The organism is Micromonospora sp. NBC_01740, assembly GCF_035920365.1.
Lineage (GTDB): Bacteria > Actinomycetota > Actinomycetes > Mycobacteriales > Micromonosporaceae > Micromonospora > Micromonospora reichwaldensis.
In genome coordinates this window covers 4,988,530-5,003,246 of record NZ_CP109150.1, presented here as the reverse complement: position 1 = coordinate 5,003,246, position 14,717 = coordinate 4,988,530, and the positions used below count along the sequence as shown (strand labels likewise).

Below are 14,717 nucleotides of genomic sequence, written 5' to 3'. Positions count from 1 at the left end.
GCTGTCCCCGGCCGGCGCCGGCACGTTGCCCACGATCACGGGCCGAAGGCTACCCGCCCACGAGTTCCCGCCCGGCCCGGCGCCGCACCCGACGCCCCGTCGCGGCGCGTAAGGGCGGTTCCTCCCGGCAGGGGGCCGCAGACACAAATCGGGGCGCGGCTCGCGCCGCGCCCCGATGCTCCCAGGCCCTTCCCGGCCGGTGGGGCGAGAATGAGCTGCGCCGACCTTCGGACCGACCCGACGTGGACTGGCTGCCCCCGCCTGGCCGTTGTCTACTGGCCGTGCACCTCACCCTGCCCGTACACCGGTAACCGCGGCCGGTTCGCGCCGCCCCGCCGACCCCCGCCCGCTGGACCTGGCCGCCGCGACGCACTGCTCACATGTCGCTCGGCCAGCGGACGAAGGGACGAAGCGAACAACAGCCGCTTCCCGTAGTAGGACTCAAAGACGGTACGGCGTGGACCCCCGCCGCTGTCAACCCACCCGGGCCTGTCGTGTGATGCACCACGGCGTGTCGCGTCGGCGAGTCTCAATCCGTCGCGAGGTGCCGGCGCAGCAACGTCCCCGCCGCCGCCGGATGCTCGGCGGCCAGCAGCCCACCGGCGGCCAGCACGTAGTCGACGTCGACGACCGGCCGCGCCGCACGCGGCAACGGCCACCCACCGGCGTGGTCGGCCAGCACCGCACCCAGCACACCCGCCGCATCCGCCGGCGCGGCGTGCCGCAGCACCCCACCGGAACCCACCAGCAGCCGCACGTCGCGCAGGTCCCGCCCGGCCCGCTCACCCGTGGCCGCCCCCCGGGCGTGCCGACGCAACGCCACCGTCGCCGCCAGGGCCGCGATCCGGGCGTCCACCGCACGCTCCGTGTCCCCCACCGGCAGGAACCCCGGATCACCCGCGCGCACCGCCGCCCCCGCCGCCAGGTCGTCGCCCTGCGCGTCGGTCAGCAGCCGCTCCTCGACTGCCGCCCGCACCACCCCCGGCGCGCTCCACCGCATGCCCAGGTCCCCCTCGACGGTACGGGCCCGCCACAGCGACCCCGCCACCTCCCGCCCCGGCCCGGTGGCCCGCTCGTCCGGCGTGAGCACCGAATACACGTCCGTGGTGGCGCCACCCACGTCCACCACCACCAGATCACCACCCAGGGTGTCGGCCAGCACCTCCACGCCGGTCAGCACCGCGTCGGGGGTGGCCGCCCGCACCAGCCGCGCGAACCGCGGCCCCCGCGACAGCCGCTTGCCCCCGATCACGTGCCGCAGGAACACCTCCCGGATGGCCGAGCGCGCCGACGCCGGCGCCAGCACCCCGATGCGCGGCAGCACGTTGTCGGCCACCGTCACCGGCACCCCCGCCGCAGCCAGCACGGCGTGCAGGTCGTCGCGGACGTCGACGTTGCCGGCCAACACCACCGGCACCCGCCAGCGGGCCCGCGCCAGTCGCGTTGCGTTGTGCGTCAACGTCTCGGCGTCACCACCGTCGGTGCCACCTACCAGCAGCACCACGTCCGGGCGGGCCGCCCGCAGCCCCGTCAGGTCCGCCGCACCGAGCCGACCCGCGGCCACGTGCACCACGTTCGCGCCCGCCGACAGACCCACCCGCCGGCCCGCCTGCGCGGTCACGAGCCGCTCGTAGCCGACGACCGCCAGCCGCAACCCACCACCGGCCGACGAACACACGTACCAGGGCGCCTGACCCGCCGCCAGGCCGGCGGTGGCCGCCGCCACCGCCGCGTCCAGGCCGTGCAGCACGTCCGTGCCCACCGTCGTCGGCGCCGACGCCCCCGCCACCAACGCGCCCGCGTCGAGGTCCACCACCGCCACCTTCGTGTACGTGGACCCGACGTCGGCGCAGACCGCGTACCTCACGCCACCGGCGGCACGACCACCGTGCCGGTCGCGGTGACCGCCACGATCGGCTCGCCGAGCACCTCCGCCGCCGACTCACCCCGATCCGGACGCCCCCGGCACACCACGGCCGCGACGAAGTCGATCGTGCGGCTACGCGTACCCACCCGGGTCACCGTCGCCGTCACCTCCAACACGTCACCCGCCCGCATCGCCGCCCGGAACTGCACGTCCGAGTACGACGCGAACAACCCCTCGTCACCGTCGGTGCGGATACACACCTCCGTGGCCACGTCCCCGAACAACCCCAGCGCGTACGCCCCGTCGACCAGGTTGCCGGCGTAGTGGGCGTGCGAATACGGCACGTACCGCCGGTGCACGACCGTCAGACCCACCCGGGAATCACTCATGCCTTCGCCTTCTTCTCCGTGACCAACGCGTGCACCAGGAAACTCGCCACCTCACCCGGGGTGGTCCCCCGACCGAAGATCCGGTCCACGCCCAACTCGCCGGCCATCGACTCGTCGAAACGCGGCCCACCCACGATCAGCAACGGCCGACGCCCCGCCGGCATCGCCTCCCGGAACGCCGCCGACATCTCCCGCGTGTTGTGCAGATGCGCGTCGCGCTGCGTCACCACCTGCGACACCAGCACCGCGTCCGCGCGCTCCACCCGCGCCGCCTCCACCAACTCCGGCACGCTCACCTGCGCACCCAGGTTCGTGACCTTCAACTCCCGGTAGTACTCCAGGCCCTTCTCCCCCGCGATGCCCTTCACGTTGAGGATCGCGTCGATGCCGACGGTGTGCGCGTCCGTGCCGATGCACGCCCCCACCACCGACAACTTGCGCCGCAACCGCCGCTTCACCACCGCGTTGACCTCCTTGGCGCTCAGCAGCGGGAAGTCACGCTCCACCACCTGCACCGCCGACAGGTCCACCAGATGGTTCACCCGCCCGTACACCACGAAGAACGTGAACCCGTCACTCATCGGCTTGGCGTGCACCAGCATCGCCGGATCGATGCCCATCTTGTTCGCCAACTGCACCGCCGCGCCCTCGGCCCGCTTGTCGTGCGGCACCGGCAACGTGAACGACACCTGCACCATGCCATCGCCCGTGGTGTCCCCGTACGGCCGGACGATCTTCTTCCCGGCGTCCCCGCCGGCCTCGACGGCGCTCACGCCCGTGCCACCTCTCCACCCGCCACCGGCGCCTCCAGGATCTCCGTTGCCGGATTGAAGTAGCCGGCCTCGTGCGCGGCCACCCCCGCCAGCCCCTTGCCCCGGTCCGCCGGCCGCTTCATGATCCCGAACGTGCCCTCGGCGATCGCCGTCAACAGCGACTGATCACCGATGCGCTCCAGCAGGTCGACCGCCTCACCCAGCACCCGGTTGGCCCGCTGCTGGATGAACCCGCCCGACGCCGGCACGAAGTCCTCGTGCAACCCACCGGCCGCACCCAGCACGTACCGCACGTTCTGCAGGGCGATGTCCCGGTCCGACAACCACGGCGTCACCACCGCCTCGGTCATCATCCCCACCAGCAGGATCCCCTGACCGGTCATCGTGCCCACCAGGTTGAAGAACCCGTCCAGCAGATTGCCCCGGAACACGTCGCCCGTCATGTGCTTCGTCGGCGGCATCCACTTCAACGGCGCGTCCGGGAACAACTCCCGCGCCAGCAACGCGTGCGCCAACTCCAGCCGCAACGACTCCGGCACGTCCGGGTTGATCTCGAACGCGTGCCCAAGGCCCAACTGCCAGTCCGCCAACCCCGCCTCGTGCGCGAAGAACTCGTTGAGCAGCTGCGACACCGTCACCGTGTGCGCCTCGTCCACCGCGTCCGCCGTGGTCAGGTAGTTGTCCTCACCGGTGTTGATGATGATCCCCGCCCGCGCGTGCACCTGCCGCGAGAACCGCTGGTCCACGAACGTGCGGATCGGGTTGATGTCCCGGAACAGGATCCCGTACATCGAGTCGTTCAACATCATGTCGAGCCGCTCCAGGCCCGCCAGGGTCGCCATCTCCGGCATGCACAGACCCGACGCGTAGTTCGTCAACCGCACGTAGCGGCCCAACTCCCGCGACGACTCGTCCAACGCCGCCCGCATCAACCGGAAGTTCTCCTGCGTCGCGTACGTGCCCGCGAAACCCTCCCGGGTCGCCCCCTCCGGCACGTAGTCCAGCAGCGACTGCCCCGTCGACCGGATCACCGCGATGACGTCCGCGCCCGCCCGCGCCGCCGCCTGCGCCTGCGGAATGTCCTCGTAGATGTCGCCCGTCGCCACGATCAGATAGATCCACGGCCGCTGCGCCGGATCCCCGAACCGCTTCACCAGCCGGTCGCGCTCCGCACGCCGCCGGTCGATCGCCCGGATCCCCGCACCCACCGCCCGCCGCGCCGCCTTCCGCGCCGCCGTGGCCGCCTTCCCCGTCGGCACCTCGAACCGCACCGACCCCGCCGCCGCCTTCTGCGCCAGCAACGTCACGTCCCCGAGCTGCTCCCGGGCGAGCGCGTCGAACACCGGCAACGCCACCCCGTGCCCCAACCCCACGTCCGCGACCACCGCGTCCACGAGCCGGTTCACCCACGGAATACCGTCCGGATCCGCGCCGGCCACCCCGGCCAGCCGCAGCACCGCCCGCTCCACCGACACCGTGGTGTGGCTGCGCGCCAGATCCACCACCGGCTGCCCGGCGCGACGCGCCAACTCCCGCGCCCGCGCCACCAGCCGCGGATCAAGGTCAAGCTTGCCCGTCACACCGTCACCCGACCCTGCCCCGCGACGGCGCCACACGCCGTACCGATGGTTCGCTCGCTCACGAAGACCCTTCCTCGTAGATCACGTCACCGCGCAACACCGTGCGCCGACACACCGGCAGCGGCGTCGGGTCCTGCGGACCACGCGCCTCCGGGTCCGCGGCCAACAACACCGGCAACCCCCGGTCCACCCCCGCCGGCGTCGACCACACCGCGAACGTCGCCGGTGCCCCCAACGCCAGCACACCCTCGTTGTCCAGCCGCACCGCACGCCACCCGCCACGGGTGTGCGCCGCGAACGCCGACCGCACACTCATCCGCTGCGTCGGACTGTGGTGCCACACCGCCGCCCGCACCGAACCCCACGGATCCAGCGGCGTCACCGGCGAATCCGACCCGAACGCCAACGCCACCCCGACACCGTGCATCGCACCCATCGGATTCGACTCCAACGACCGCTCCAGGCCCAGCCGCGACTCGTACATCCGCCCCGCGCCACCCCACAACCGGTCGAACGCCGGCTGCATGCTCGCCACGATCCCGTACTCCACGAACCCGGCGATCAACCGCTTGTTCATGATCTCCGCGTGCTCGATGCGGTGCCGACCCGCCCGCACCCGGTCCGTGCCCAACCTCTCCGCCGCCCCCGCGAAGCCCTCCAGCACCGTCGAGATCGCCGCGTCACCGATCGCGTGGAACCCACCCTGCACACCGTGCGCCGCACAGTCCAACAGATGCTCACGCACCTGCTCCGCACTCAGGTAACCGTGCCCGCAACCCCCCTCACCATCCAGGTAGTCACGCGACACGTGCGCCGTACGCGACCCCAACGCCCCGTCGGCGAACAGATCACCCCCCGCACCCACCGCACCCAACTCCCGGGCCCGCGCCGCACCCAGCAGCTCACCCCAGTACCCGTACACCTCCGCCACGCCGTCACCCGACAACGCCAACAGACCCGTGAAGTCCTCCTCGTCGGAGATCTCCGGACCACCGCACTCGTGCACCGCCGCGATACCCAGCGACGCCGCGTGCGCCAACGCCGCCCGCTGCGCCGCCACCCGCTGCGCCCCCGTCACCGACGCGAACGCCGCCGCCCGCACCACGTGGTGCGCGTCCCGACGCAACCACCCCGACGCGTCGTACCCCGCCGCCGACACCACCTGCGGACACGCCGCCAGCAACGCCGCCGACACCAACGCCGAATGGATCGACGCCTGCGACAGATACAGCCGCCGACCCCCGGCCGCCCGGTCCAACATCGCCGCGTCCGGCAACCGCGGCACCAACCAACTCGACTCGTCCCAGCCGTGCCCCAACACCACCGCGTCCGACGGCAACCCCGCCGCGAACCCCGCCACCGCGTCCAGCAACTCCGCCGCCGAACGCACCGCCGACAGATCCAGCCCCGACAACGCCAACCCCGTGTCCGTGGCGTGCACGTGCGCGTCCACGAACGCCGGCGTCACCAACGCCCCGTCCAGATCCACCACCCGCTCGGCGACCGGCGCGTCCGCGTCCACCCCCAACCAGGAGATCCGGCCATCGGTCACCAGCAGAGCCGTCGCGCTCGGATCGGCCGGGCAGTGCAGCGTCCCGCCGCGGTACAGAGTCGAGGGGTTCGTCATGACCATCAGTCTGCCGCCAGACGCGCCTCGAACAACGCCCGCACCCCCGACTCCGAGCGCAACAGACCCAACGCGAACTCGGCGTGCCCCGGCACGTACCCGTTGCCGACCAGCATCGTCACGTCCGCCGCCAGGCCCTCCGCCCCCAACGCCGCCGCCGCGAAACTCGTCGCCATCGAGAAGAACACCACCGTGCCGCCGTCCTCCGTCGCCAGCACCGCACCGTGCTCACACCCCGGCACGTCCACGCAGACCACCGTCACGTCCGCCGGCGCCCCCAACGCCGTCGTCACCGCCGACGACAACGCCACCGGATCCCGAGCGTCGGCCAACGCCACCACGTCCGCCAGACCCACCGCCGCCAGCGCGTCACGCTCCGCCACGACCGGCACCACCCCGACCGTACGGGCGGCACCCGCCCGCCGCGCCGCGGCCAGAGACAGCGACCCGCTCTTGCCCGCGCCACCGATCACCGCCACCCGCACCGGCGTCGGATCCTCCGCCCGCTCCCGCTCCGCCACGTACCGCGACACCACCCGCGCCGTCAGCGCCGGCGCCCCGCACACGTCCAGCACCGCCAGGGACAACTGCGGATCGAGATCCGCCGGCAGCACCGCCGCGATCGACCGGGCGAACAGGATCGCGTACCCGTCGCACGGCACCTGCTCGCTGCGCCCGTCCCAGCGGGCCAGCCCGTCGAGGATCGTCAGCGGCGTCAGCGTCAGCGACACCAGGGTCGCCACCCGCTGCCCCGCCCGCAGCCCCAGCGGGGACCGCCGTCCCGCCTCCTCCACGGTGCCGATCAGCATCCCGCCCGAGCCGGTCACCGGGTTCTGCATCTTGCCGCGCGTCGACACGATCTGGAGCACCTCGGCGCGGACCGCGTCGCCGTCCCCGCCGTGCTTCTCCCACAGCTGCCGGAAGCTCGCCGCGTCCAGGTTCAGCCGCTCCACCCGGATCCGCACCTCGTTCGGCGCGATCTCCGGACTCGCGTCCAGCCGCCACGCGGCCTGCGGCAGCACCCCCGCCGGTTCGACAACGCGGTGCAGACCCACCGGTGACGTCACGCCGACCTCCCCTGTCACGCCGCTCGAAGCCCCGACCAGGGCTCGCGTAGCGGGAAAACTTACGGCAGACTAATTTCTTCACCGAATATTTTCCAGTAGCCTTCGGGGTCGCTGATCAACCGCACCACATCGAGGAGGGGCCGTGACCCAGACCCAACCGGTAGAGACCCCGCCTGCGCCCCGCCCCGCGCCGGTCGCCGTCCCCACCGCCGGACAGCCCTACGAGTACCGCCGCGCGCCCCTCGTCGAACCCGACTGGACCCGCTTCCCCGGCTGGCGCCACGTCACCCGCGACCAGTGGGAGAACGCCCAGTGGCAGCGCGTCAACTGCGTCAAGAACATCAAGCAGCTGCGCACCGTCCTCGGCGACACGGTCGACGAGACCTTCTACGCCGACCTCGAGGCCGACCAGAAGGCCCTGGCCACCATGTCCATGCTGGTGCCGCCACAGATGATGAACACCATGGTCCCGTTCGCGCCGATGACCACCGAGGCGTTCCTCGCCGACCCCATCCGGCGCTACATGATCCCCGTCGCCTCCGACCGGCGCACCGACTGGCCCTCCCACCCGTACGCCAGCCGCGACTCCCTGCACGAACACGACATGTGGGTCGCCGAGGGCCTCACCCACCGCTACCCCACCAAGGTCCTCGCCGAGCTGCTCTCCACCTGCCCCCAGTACTGCGGGCACTGCACCCGCATGGACCTCGTCGGCAACTCCACGCCTGCCGTCGACAAGCTCAAGCTCACCCTCAAGCCCGTCGACCGCTACGACGCCCACATCGGCTACCTCAAGGCCCACCCCGGCGTCCGTGACGTCGTCGTCTCCGGCGGCGACGTGGCCAACGTCCCGTGGAAGAACCTCGAGTCCTACCTGATGCGGCTGCTGGAGATCGAGACCATCCGCGACATCCGGCTCGCCACCAAGGCCCTCATGGGCCTGCCCCAGCACTGGCTCCAGCCCGACGTCGTCGAGGGCCTCGAACGGGTCGCCCGCACCGCCGCCCGCCGCGGCGTCAACCTCGCCATCCACACCCACGTCAACCACGCCCAGTCGCTCACCCCGCTGGTCGCCAGGGCCGCCCAGACCGCCCTCGACGTCGGCGTACGCGACGTCCGCAACCAGGGCGTGCTCATGCGCGGCGTCAACGCCACCGCCCCCGACCTGCTCGACCTCTGCTTCGCCCTCCAGGGCGAGGCGGGCATCCTGCCGTACTACTTCTACATGTGCGACATGATCCCCAACGCCGAGCACTGGCGGGTCCCGGTCTGGCACGCCCAGCAGCTCCAGCACGACATCATGGGCTACCTGCCCGGCTACGCCACCCCGCGCATCGTGTGCGACGTGCCCTTCGTCGGCAAGCGCTGGGTGCACATGCTCACCGAGTACGACCGCGACCGCGGCATCTCGTACTGGACGAAGAACTACCGCACCTCCATCGAGTCCGCCGACGCCGAGGCGCTCAACAAGCGCCACGCCTACTACGACCCGATCGACACCCTGCCCGAGACCGGGCAGCAGTGGTGGGCCGAGCACCGCAACGACTGACCAACCCGCGACACCCGCACCCCCGGAGCCGACACCGGCCCGGGGGTGCCGCGTCTCCGACCCACGACGGCACCGCCGCTCCTCGGCTCGAGCGACCGCGAGGGTACAGCGCACGCTTTACCTTGAACAGGAACACCATGCTGCACGGGTGAGGCCCCACCCTTCTTAGTACATCGCCGAATGTACTATCGGCGATGTGGAGACGTTGACGCACGGGCAGGTGCTGGCCCGCTTCGGTCATGCCCTGTCCGACCCGACCCGGGCGCGACTGCTGCTGGCGCTGCGCGACGGACCGGGATACCCGGCGGAGCTGGCCGAACTACTGAGCACGACCCGGCAGAACCTGTCGAACCACCTGTCGTGTCTGCGCGGCTGCGGCCTGGTGGTCGCCGTGCCCCAGGGCCGCCGCACCCGGTACGAGCTGGCCGACGCCCGGCTGGCACACGCCCTCGCAGATCTGCTCGGCCTCGTCCTGACGGTAGACCCGGCCGCGTGTCCGGATTCCGGCGAAAAGGGCTGCTGCTGATGACCCTCCCCCTCATCGACCTGACACCGGCGGAACCGTCGCTGGCGCGCCGCGCGGTGCTCGCCCGCCGGGTGCGGCTGCTGGTCGCCGCGACGATCACCTACAACGTCGTCGAGGCGGTCGTCGCGATCACCGCCGGCACGATCGCGTCGTCGACCGCCCTGCTCGGCTTCGGCTTGGACTCCGTGATCGAGGTATCGTCGGCAGCCGCGGTGGCGTGGCAGTTCGCCGGTCGCGATCCGGAAGCTCGGGAGAAGGCGGCGCTGCGGATCATCGCGGTCTCGTTCTTCGCTCTCGCCGCCTATGTGACGGTGGAGTCGGTGCGTGCCCTGCTCGGCGGCGCCGACGCCGAGCACTCCAGCATCGGTCTCGTGCTGGCGGCACTGTCGTTGGCGATCATGCCGGGCCTGTCGTACGCGCAGCGCCGCGCCGGCCGGGAACTCGGTTCGCGGTCGGCGGTCGCGGACTCCAAACAGACCCTGCTGTGCACCTACCTGTCCGCCGTCCTCCTCGTGGGCCTGGGTCTGAACAGCCTGTTCGGCTGGTCCTGGGCCGACCCGGTCGCCGCGCTGGTCATCGCCGTGGTGGCGGTCAAGGAGGGCCGTGAAGCGTGGCGCGGTGACGCCTGCTGCACACCCGGGCTCCCCCCGGCCGAGCCGGCGACAGGCAGCACGGACGGTTGCGTGGACAGTTGCTGCGCTGACGAGGGTTCGCGGTGACGGCCGGCCTGGCACTCGCCCTGTAGCTGCTGGGCCTGGTGCTGGCGTTCGGGTGTCGCACCCTGGCGCGGTGGCGGGTTACCGGCGACACCGGGCTGCGGCTGGACGCCGGACTGGTCCTGGCCCCCGCAGGCGTCGCAGCGACACTCACGGCGCAACCGTCCATGGGCACCTCGTGGCGTATCGGCGTCGACCCCCGCGAGCGCACCAGGCTGGTCACCACCGGCGCGTTCGCGTTGGCGCGCAACCCCATCTTCACCGCGATGGCCGTCACCAGCCTCGGCCTGGCCGCGATGGTGCCCAACCCGATCAGTCTTGCCGCGACCGCGGTCCTCGTCGCGTCGGTACAGGTGCAGGTCCGCGCGGTCGAGGATCCCTACCTCATCCGCACCCACGGCGCCACCTACCTCATGTACGCCACCCGGACCGGACGGTTCTGGCCCGGCCTCGGCCGCCGCACGACCCCGGTCAACGGACCGGTCATGCGGTAAGCCCCCCAGCCGAGCCCGTCCCGGCCATCGGCCGCCACCAGGCGAGCAGCGGGACGGGCACGCACAGATCGAAGCCCTCCCTGATGCCCCGACGTTCTCGCCGCGCAAAGCCGCAGCCGCGGGCCAGGACGTCCGGCGGCCCCCGGCGAGGGTGCCGGGAGCCGCCGCCGTGCTCGGGTCACCTGGTGAAGGCGTCCTTCACGTCCCGGCCAGCGTCCGTGAGGTGCTCCCCGGCCTGTCGGGCACGCGCGTCGCTCTGCTGCGCGGCCCCCTCGTCGCGCATCCGCTCGCTGTGCGTGGCGCCGCCGAGTCGCTTCCTGGCGGCACCCGCCACCTGTTGGACCTTGTTCTTCGCCTTGCCGGTGAAGCCCATGTCGCCTCCTCAGCACGGGCCGGGCCTCCCCCGGCCCTCGTCTGGTCGGGTGCCCTCATCAGCCCGTGGGAAACCCGGCGGTGATGTCGTGGCGGGTGCCACACCCGCTAAGGCGTCCTAGGACACTAGGTGAACGGTGGGAAGAGGCCGTCTGGTTGACTGGGCGGATGGGAGAGCTTCAGCTGATCCGGCACGGCGAGACCACCTGGAGCGCCAGCCGCCGGCACACCTCGTACACCGACCTCCAGCTCACCCCCGACGGCGAGCGGCAGGCCCGCGCCCTCGGCCGATTCCTCGCCGGCCGCCGCTGCGCCGCGGTCCTGACCAGCCCCCGCGCCCGGGCGCTGCACACCGCGCGGCTCGCCGGCCTCACGGTCACCGACACGCTCGACGACCTGGCCGAGTGGAACTACGGGGAGTACGAGGGGCGTACCACCGCCGACATCCGCGACGACCACCCCAACTGGTCCATCTGGGCCGACGGCTGCCCCGGCGGGGAGTCCCCGAACCAGGTCGGCGAGCGCCTCGACCGGGTGCTCGCCCGGGTCCATCCGCTACTCGACCGGGGCACCGTCGCCCTCGTCGGGCACGCCCACAGCCTGCGCGTGCTCGGCGCCCGCTGGGTCGGCCTGCCCCCGTCGGCCGGCGGGCTGCTGCGCCTGGACACCGCCACGGTCAGCGTGCTCGGCCACGAGCACGGCCGGCGGGTCATCCTGCGCTGGAACCAGCCGGTTCCCCCGACCCCCGCGAGCGCACCCGAAGCTGGGGCTCGGCACTGATCTTCGGCGACCGGTTCTCGTACGGCGTCGACAGCACCACCGTCGTACGGGTGGTCACGTTCGCCGCCGTCCGGATCTCCTGGAGCAGCCGCTCCAGGTCGGCCGGGCTGGCCACGCGCACCAGCAGGAGATAGAAGTCCTCCCCCGCCACCGAGTAGCACGAGTCGATCTCGGGCAGGTGGGCCAGCCGCTCCGGCGCGTCGTCGGGCTGCGACGGGTCGAAGGGCCGGATCGCCACGAACGCGGTCAGCGGCAGGTCCAGGGCCTCGAAGGAGACCCGGGCGGCGTACCCCTTGATCACGCCGCGCTGCTCCAGGCGGCGCACCCGCTGGTGCACGGCGGAGACCGACAGGCCCACCCGCTCCGCCAGATCGGTGTACGACAGCCGACCGTCAGCGGTCAGCGCGGCGATGATGGCGCGGTCGATCTCCTCCACGGCGTGCAACCTACCGGGAAAACGGCGTCGCGGCGACGAGGCGGCCCGCCGGCGCGACACGGCGCCGGCGGGGCGACGCCCGTCAGCCCTTCGCCAACGCCCGGGAGATGACCAGCCGCTGGATCTGGTTGGTGCCCTCGACGATCTGGAGCACCTTGGCCTCGCGCATGTAGCGCTCCACCGGGTGGTCGGCCACGTATCCGGCCCCGCCGAGCACCTGCACCGCGTCGGTGGTCACCCGCATCGCCACGTCGGTGGCGAAGAGCTTCGCCTTCGCCGCCTCGATCGAGTACGGCCGGCCGGCGTCGCGCAGCCGGGCCGCGGCCAGCATCAACGCCCGGGCCGCGGAGATCTGGGTGGCCAGGTCGGCGAGCGTGAAGCCCAGTCCCTGGAAGTCGATGATCGCCTTGCCGAACTGCTGGCGCTCCCGGGCGTAGCCGACCGCGTAGTCCAGCGCCGCCTGGGCCAGCCCGACCGCGCAGGCGGCGATGCCGAGGCGTCCCGAGTCGAGGGCGGACATGGCGATGGTGAAGCCCGCCCCCTCCCCGCCGATCAGCCGCTCCGCCGGCACCCGGGCCGAGTCGAAGGCGATCTGCGCCACCGGGGAGGCGCGCAGCCCCATCGTGCGCTCGGCCGCCTGCGGCGCGATGCCTGCCGTGGCGCGGTCGGCCAGCAGGCAGGAGATGCCCTTCGGGCCGGGCCCGCCGGTGCGGCAGAAGATGTTGTAGAAGTCCGCCACCTGCGCGTGGGTGATCCACGCCTTGGTGCCGTCGACCACGTAGTCGTCGCCGTCGCGCACGGCCTTCGTGGTCAGCGCGGCGGCGTCCGACCCGCCCTGCGGCTCCGACAGGCAGTACGCCCCGAGCAGCTCCCCGCCGATCATGTCGGGCAGCAGCTTGCGCTGCTCGTTCGTCCCGAACTGCGCCAGGGGGTAGCAGGACAGCGTGTGCACGCTGACCGCCTCGGCGACCGCCAGCCAGCGGCTGGCCAGGATCTCCAGCACCTGGAGGTAGACCTCGTAGGGCTGGGCGGCGCCGCCGTGCTCCTCGGCGTAGGGCAGGCCGAGCAGGCCGGCCCGCCCGAGGGTGCGCAGCACCTCGCGGGGGAACTCCGCGCGCTCCTCGAACCCGGCGGCCCGCGGCGCGAGCTCCCGGTCGGCGAGTTCGGTGGCGAGGTCGAGCAGGTCGTTAGCCTCGTCGGTGGGGAGGATCCGGTCGACAGTCATAGCGCGATGAGCTCCGTGGGGGTGGTGTTGAGCCGTTGCACGCCGTCCGTGGCGCAGACGACGATGTCCTCGATGCGGGCGCCGTGGCGGCCCGCCAGATAGATGCCCGGTTCGACGGAGAACGCCATCCCCGGCTCCAGGGGGCGGGCGTTGCCGGCCACCACGTAGGGCTCCTCGTGGCCGTCCAGGCCGATGCCGTGGCCGGTCCGGTGCAGGAACGCCGCGCCGAAGCCGGCGGCCGCGATCGGCTCCCGGGCCGCCGCGTCGACGTCCCCGGCGGTGATCCCGGGGCGGACCGCGGCCACCGCGGCCCGCTGGGCGGCGTGCAGGACCGCGTAGTAGTCGACGAACTCGGCCGGCGCCGGGGCGCCCGCGACGTAGGTGCGGGTGCAGTCCGAGCGGTAGCCCGACGGCATCGTCCCGCCGATGTCCACGACGACCGGCTCGCCGGCACCGATGGGGCGGTCGGAGGTGCCGTGGTGCGGGCTGGCGGCGTTCGGGCCGGCGGCGACGATCACGAAGTCCACGCTCACGTGGCCGGTGGCCCGGATCGCCGCGGCGATGTCGGCGCCCACCTCCGCCTCGGTGCGTCCCGGCCGCAGCCACTGGCCCATCCGCGCGTGCACGGCGTCGATCGCCGCGCCCGCCTCGGCCAGCGCCGCGACCTCGGCCGGGGACTTGCGCAGGCGCATCTCGCACAGCACCTCGGAGGCCAGCCGCTGGGTGGCGCCGGGCAGCGCCGCGCGCAGGGCCAGGACCTGCTCGGCCCACATCCGGTCGGCCAGGCCGACCGTCGCCACCGGTCCGCCGAGCGCGGCGACGAGCAGCGGATACGGGTCGGTGCCGTCGGCGTGGTCGACGATGCGTACGCCGGTGGCCGGGGCGGGGGACGCCTCGGCGGCCGGCCGTTCCAGGGTGGGCACGATCAGCGTCGGCTCGCCCTGCGCGGGCAGCACCAGGCAGGTGAGCCGCTCCCCCTCGTGGGCGTCGTAGCCGGTCAGGTAGCGCAGGTCGGAGCCGGGGGTCAGCAGTAGCGCGTCCAGGCCCGCGGCGGCGGTGGCGCGCCGGGCATCGTCCAGCCGCCGTGGCGGATACAGCTCGTCGGATCCCACGCGCTCAGCTTAACGGTCGTTCGGGGCCGGACCCAGCCCACCCGAGGTCGTGGGCAGTGCCCGCATCCATCGAACATCATCGTTGACGTGACAGTTAACAATCCTTAGGATTTGGCTGCCTCGAGGATGTCCACCCCGTCCCCACCCGTACGCCCGCACCCGGCGCCCCGCCGCCGACGCGGGCGGCACAGCCGCCACGACCCG

The 14,717-nt window shown here is 72.7% G+C and carries 15 protein-coding genes; 5 read left to right on the top strand and 10 right to left on the bottom strand.

Annotation, left to right across the window (positions count from 1 at the left end; all coding sequences use genetic code 11):
• Positions 1–529: 529 nt before the first annotated feature.
• From OG989_RS22175 to OG989_RS22150, 6 genes are read right to left on the bottom strand one after another with little or no spacing between them, the layout of a single operon-like run.
• On the bottom strand, positions 530–1,867 hold the full coding sequence (locus OG989_RS22175) for a glutamate mutase L (RefSeq protein WP_327028300.1): 1,338 nt from the start codon (positions 1,865–1,867) through the stop codon (positions 530–532).
• Complete coding sequence (locus OG989_RS22170; RefSeq protein WP_151457592.1) at positions 1,864–2,256, bottom strand: hotdog domain-containing protein; 393 nt, start codon at positions 2,254–2,256, stop codon at positions 1,864–1,866. The genes OG989_RS22175 and OG989_RS22170 overlap by 4 nt, the downstream gene beginning before the upstream one ends.
• A complete protein-coding gene (locus OG989_RS22165; protein WP_132237542.1) occupies positions 2,253–3,029 on the bottom strand; it encodes an OAM dimerization domain-containing protein in 777 nt (258 codons plus the stop codon). The genes OG989_RS22170 and OG989_RS22165 overlap by 4 nt, the downstream gene beginning before the upstream one ends.
• Entirely contained in the window at positions 3,026–4,609 is a 1,584-nt protein-coding gene (locus OG989_RS22160) for a lysine 5,6-aminomutase subunit alpha (protein ID WP_151457593.1), read from the bottom strand. The genes OG989_RS22165 and OG989_RS22160 overlap by 4 nt, the downstream gene beginning before the upstream one ends.
• A 58-nt stretch (positions 4,610–4,667) precedes the next feature.
• Positions 4,668–6,236, bottom strand: a complete 1,569-nt coding sequence (locus tag OG989_RS22155) for an amidohydrolase (RefSeq protein ID WP_327028299.1) — start codon at positions 6,234–6,236, stop codon at positions 4,668–4,670.
• Positions 6,237–6,241: 5 nt separating this feature from the next.
• Positions 6,242–7,291 (bottom strand): zinc-binding alcohol dehydrogenase, encoded by a 1,050-nt coding sequence (locus OG989_RS22150; protein ID WP_192581549.1) that lies wholly within the window; start codon positions 7,289–7,291, stop codon positions 6,242–6,244.
• A 154-nt stretch (positions 7,292–7,445) separates the two neighbouring features.
• On the opposite strand from OG989_RS22150, the gene OG989_RS22145 reads away from it, so the two are divergent.
• The 4 genes from OG989_RS22145 to OG989_RS22130 all read left to right on the top strand — a co-directional run bounded on the left by OG989_RS22145 (position 7,446) and on the right by OG989_RS22130 (position 10,588).
• Positions 7,446–8,852: a KamA family radical SAM protein gene (locus OG989_RS22145; protein WP_151456843.1), complete on the top strand. Its 1,407-nt coding sequence runs from the start codon at positions 7,446–7,448 to the stop codon at positions 8,850–8,852.
• A gap of 196 nt (positions 8,853–9,048) precedes the next feature.
• A complete protein-coding gene (locus OG989_RS22140) occupies positions 9,049–9,378 on the top strand; it encodes an ArsR/SmtB family transcription factor (protein WP_151456844.1) in 330 nt (109 codons plus the stop codon).
• Positions 9,378–10,097, top strand: a complete 720-nt coding sequence (locus OG989_RS22135; RefSeq protein WP_327028298.1) for a cation transporter — start codon at positions 9,378–9,380, stop codon at positions 10,095–10,097. The genes OG989_RS22140 and OG989_RS22135 overlap by 1 nt, the downstream gene beginning before the upstream one ends.
• 38 nt (positions 10,098–10,135) lie before the next feature.
• A complete protein-coding gene (locus tag OG989_RS22130; protein ID WP_442791880.1) occupies positions 10,136–10,588 on the top strand; it encodes a methyltransferase family protein in 453 nt (150 codons plus the stop codon).
• A 178-nt stretch (positions 10,589–10,766) separates the two neighbouring features.
• Here the strand turns inward: OG989_RS22130 and OG989_RS22125 are convergent, their stop codons facing one another.
• On the bottom strand, positions 10,767–10,961 hold the full coding sequence (locus OG989_RS22125; protein WP_327028297.1) for a CsbD family protein: 195 nt from the start codon (positions 10,959–10,961) through the stop codon (positions 10,767–10,769).
• A gap of 167 nt (positions 10,962–11,128) precedes the next feature.
• Here OG989_RS22125 and OG989_RS22120 point away from each other — a divergent pair, with 167 nt between their 5' ends.
• Positions 11,129–11,740, top strand: coding sequence for a histidine phosphatase family protein (locus OG989_RS22120; protein ID WP_327028296.1), 612 nt, complete (start codon positions 11,129–11,131; stop codon positions 11,738–11,740).
• Here OG989_RS22120 and OG989_RS22115 read toward each other — a convergent pair.
• The 3 genes from OG989_RS22115 to OG989_RS22105 all read right to left on the bottom strand — a co-directional run bounded on the left by OG989_RS22115 (position 11,670) and on the right by OG989_RS22105 (position 14,513).
• Positions 11,670–12,176, bottom strand: coding sequence for an Lrp/AsnC family transcriptional regulator (locus OG989_RS22115; protein ID WP_151456848.1), 507 nt, complete (start codon positions 12,174–12,176; stop codon positions 11,670–11,672). The genes OG989_RS22120 and OG989_RS22115 overlap by 71 nt on opposite strands.
• 82 nt (positions 12,177–12,258) lie before the next feature.
• The gene (locus OG989_RS22110; protein ID WP_327028295.1) at positions 12,259–13,401 is read right to left on the bottom strand and encodes an acyl-CoA dehydrogenase family protein; all 1,143 of its coding nucleotides are present in this window, start codon (positions 13,399–13,401) and stop codon (positions 12,259–12,261) included.
• Entirely contained in the window at positions 13,398–14,513 is a 1,116-nt protein-coding gene (locus OG989_RS22105) for a M24 family metallopeptidase (protein ID WP_327028294.1), read from the bottom strand. Before OG989_RS22105 ends, OG989_RS22110 begins: the two co-directional genes overlap by 4 nt.
• Positions 14,514–14,717 lie beyond the last annotated feature (204 nt).

What these genes read in the sequence shown, in the direction of transcription:
- OG989_RS22155 (WP_327028299.1), bottom strand. Translation starts at nt 6,236, where the DNA reads ATGACGAACCCCTCGACTCTGTACCGCGGCGGGACGCTGCACTGCCCG.
- OG989_RS22170 (WP_151457592.1), bottom strand. Translation starts at nt 2,256, where the DNA reads ATGAGTGATTCCCGGGTGGGTCTGACGGTCGTGCACCGGCGGTACGTG.
- OG989_RS22125 (WP_327028297.1), bottom strand. Translation starts at nt 10,961, where the DNA reads ATGGGCTTCACCGGCAAGGCGAAGAACAAGGTCCAACAGGTGGCGGGT.
- OG989_RS22120 (WP_327028296.1), top strand. Translation starts at nt 11,129, where the DNA reads ATGGGAGAGCTTCAGCTGATCCGGCACGGCGAGACCACCTGGAGCGCC.
- OG989_RS22135 (WP_327028298.1), top strand. Translation starts at nt 9,378, where the DNA reads ATGACCCTCCCCCTCATCGACCTGACACCGGCGGAACCGTCGCTGGCG.
- OG989_RS22110 (WP_327028295.1), bottom strand. Translation starts at nt 13,401, where the DNA reads ATGACTGTCGACCGGATCCTCCCCACCGACGAGGCTAACGACCTGCTC.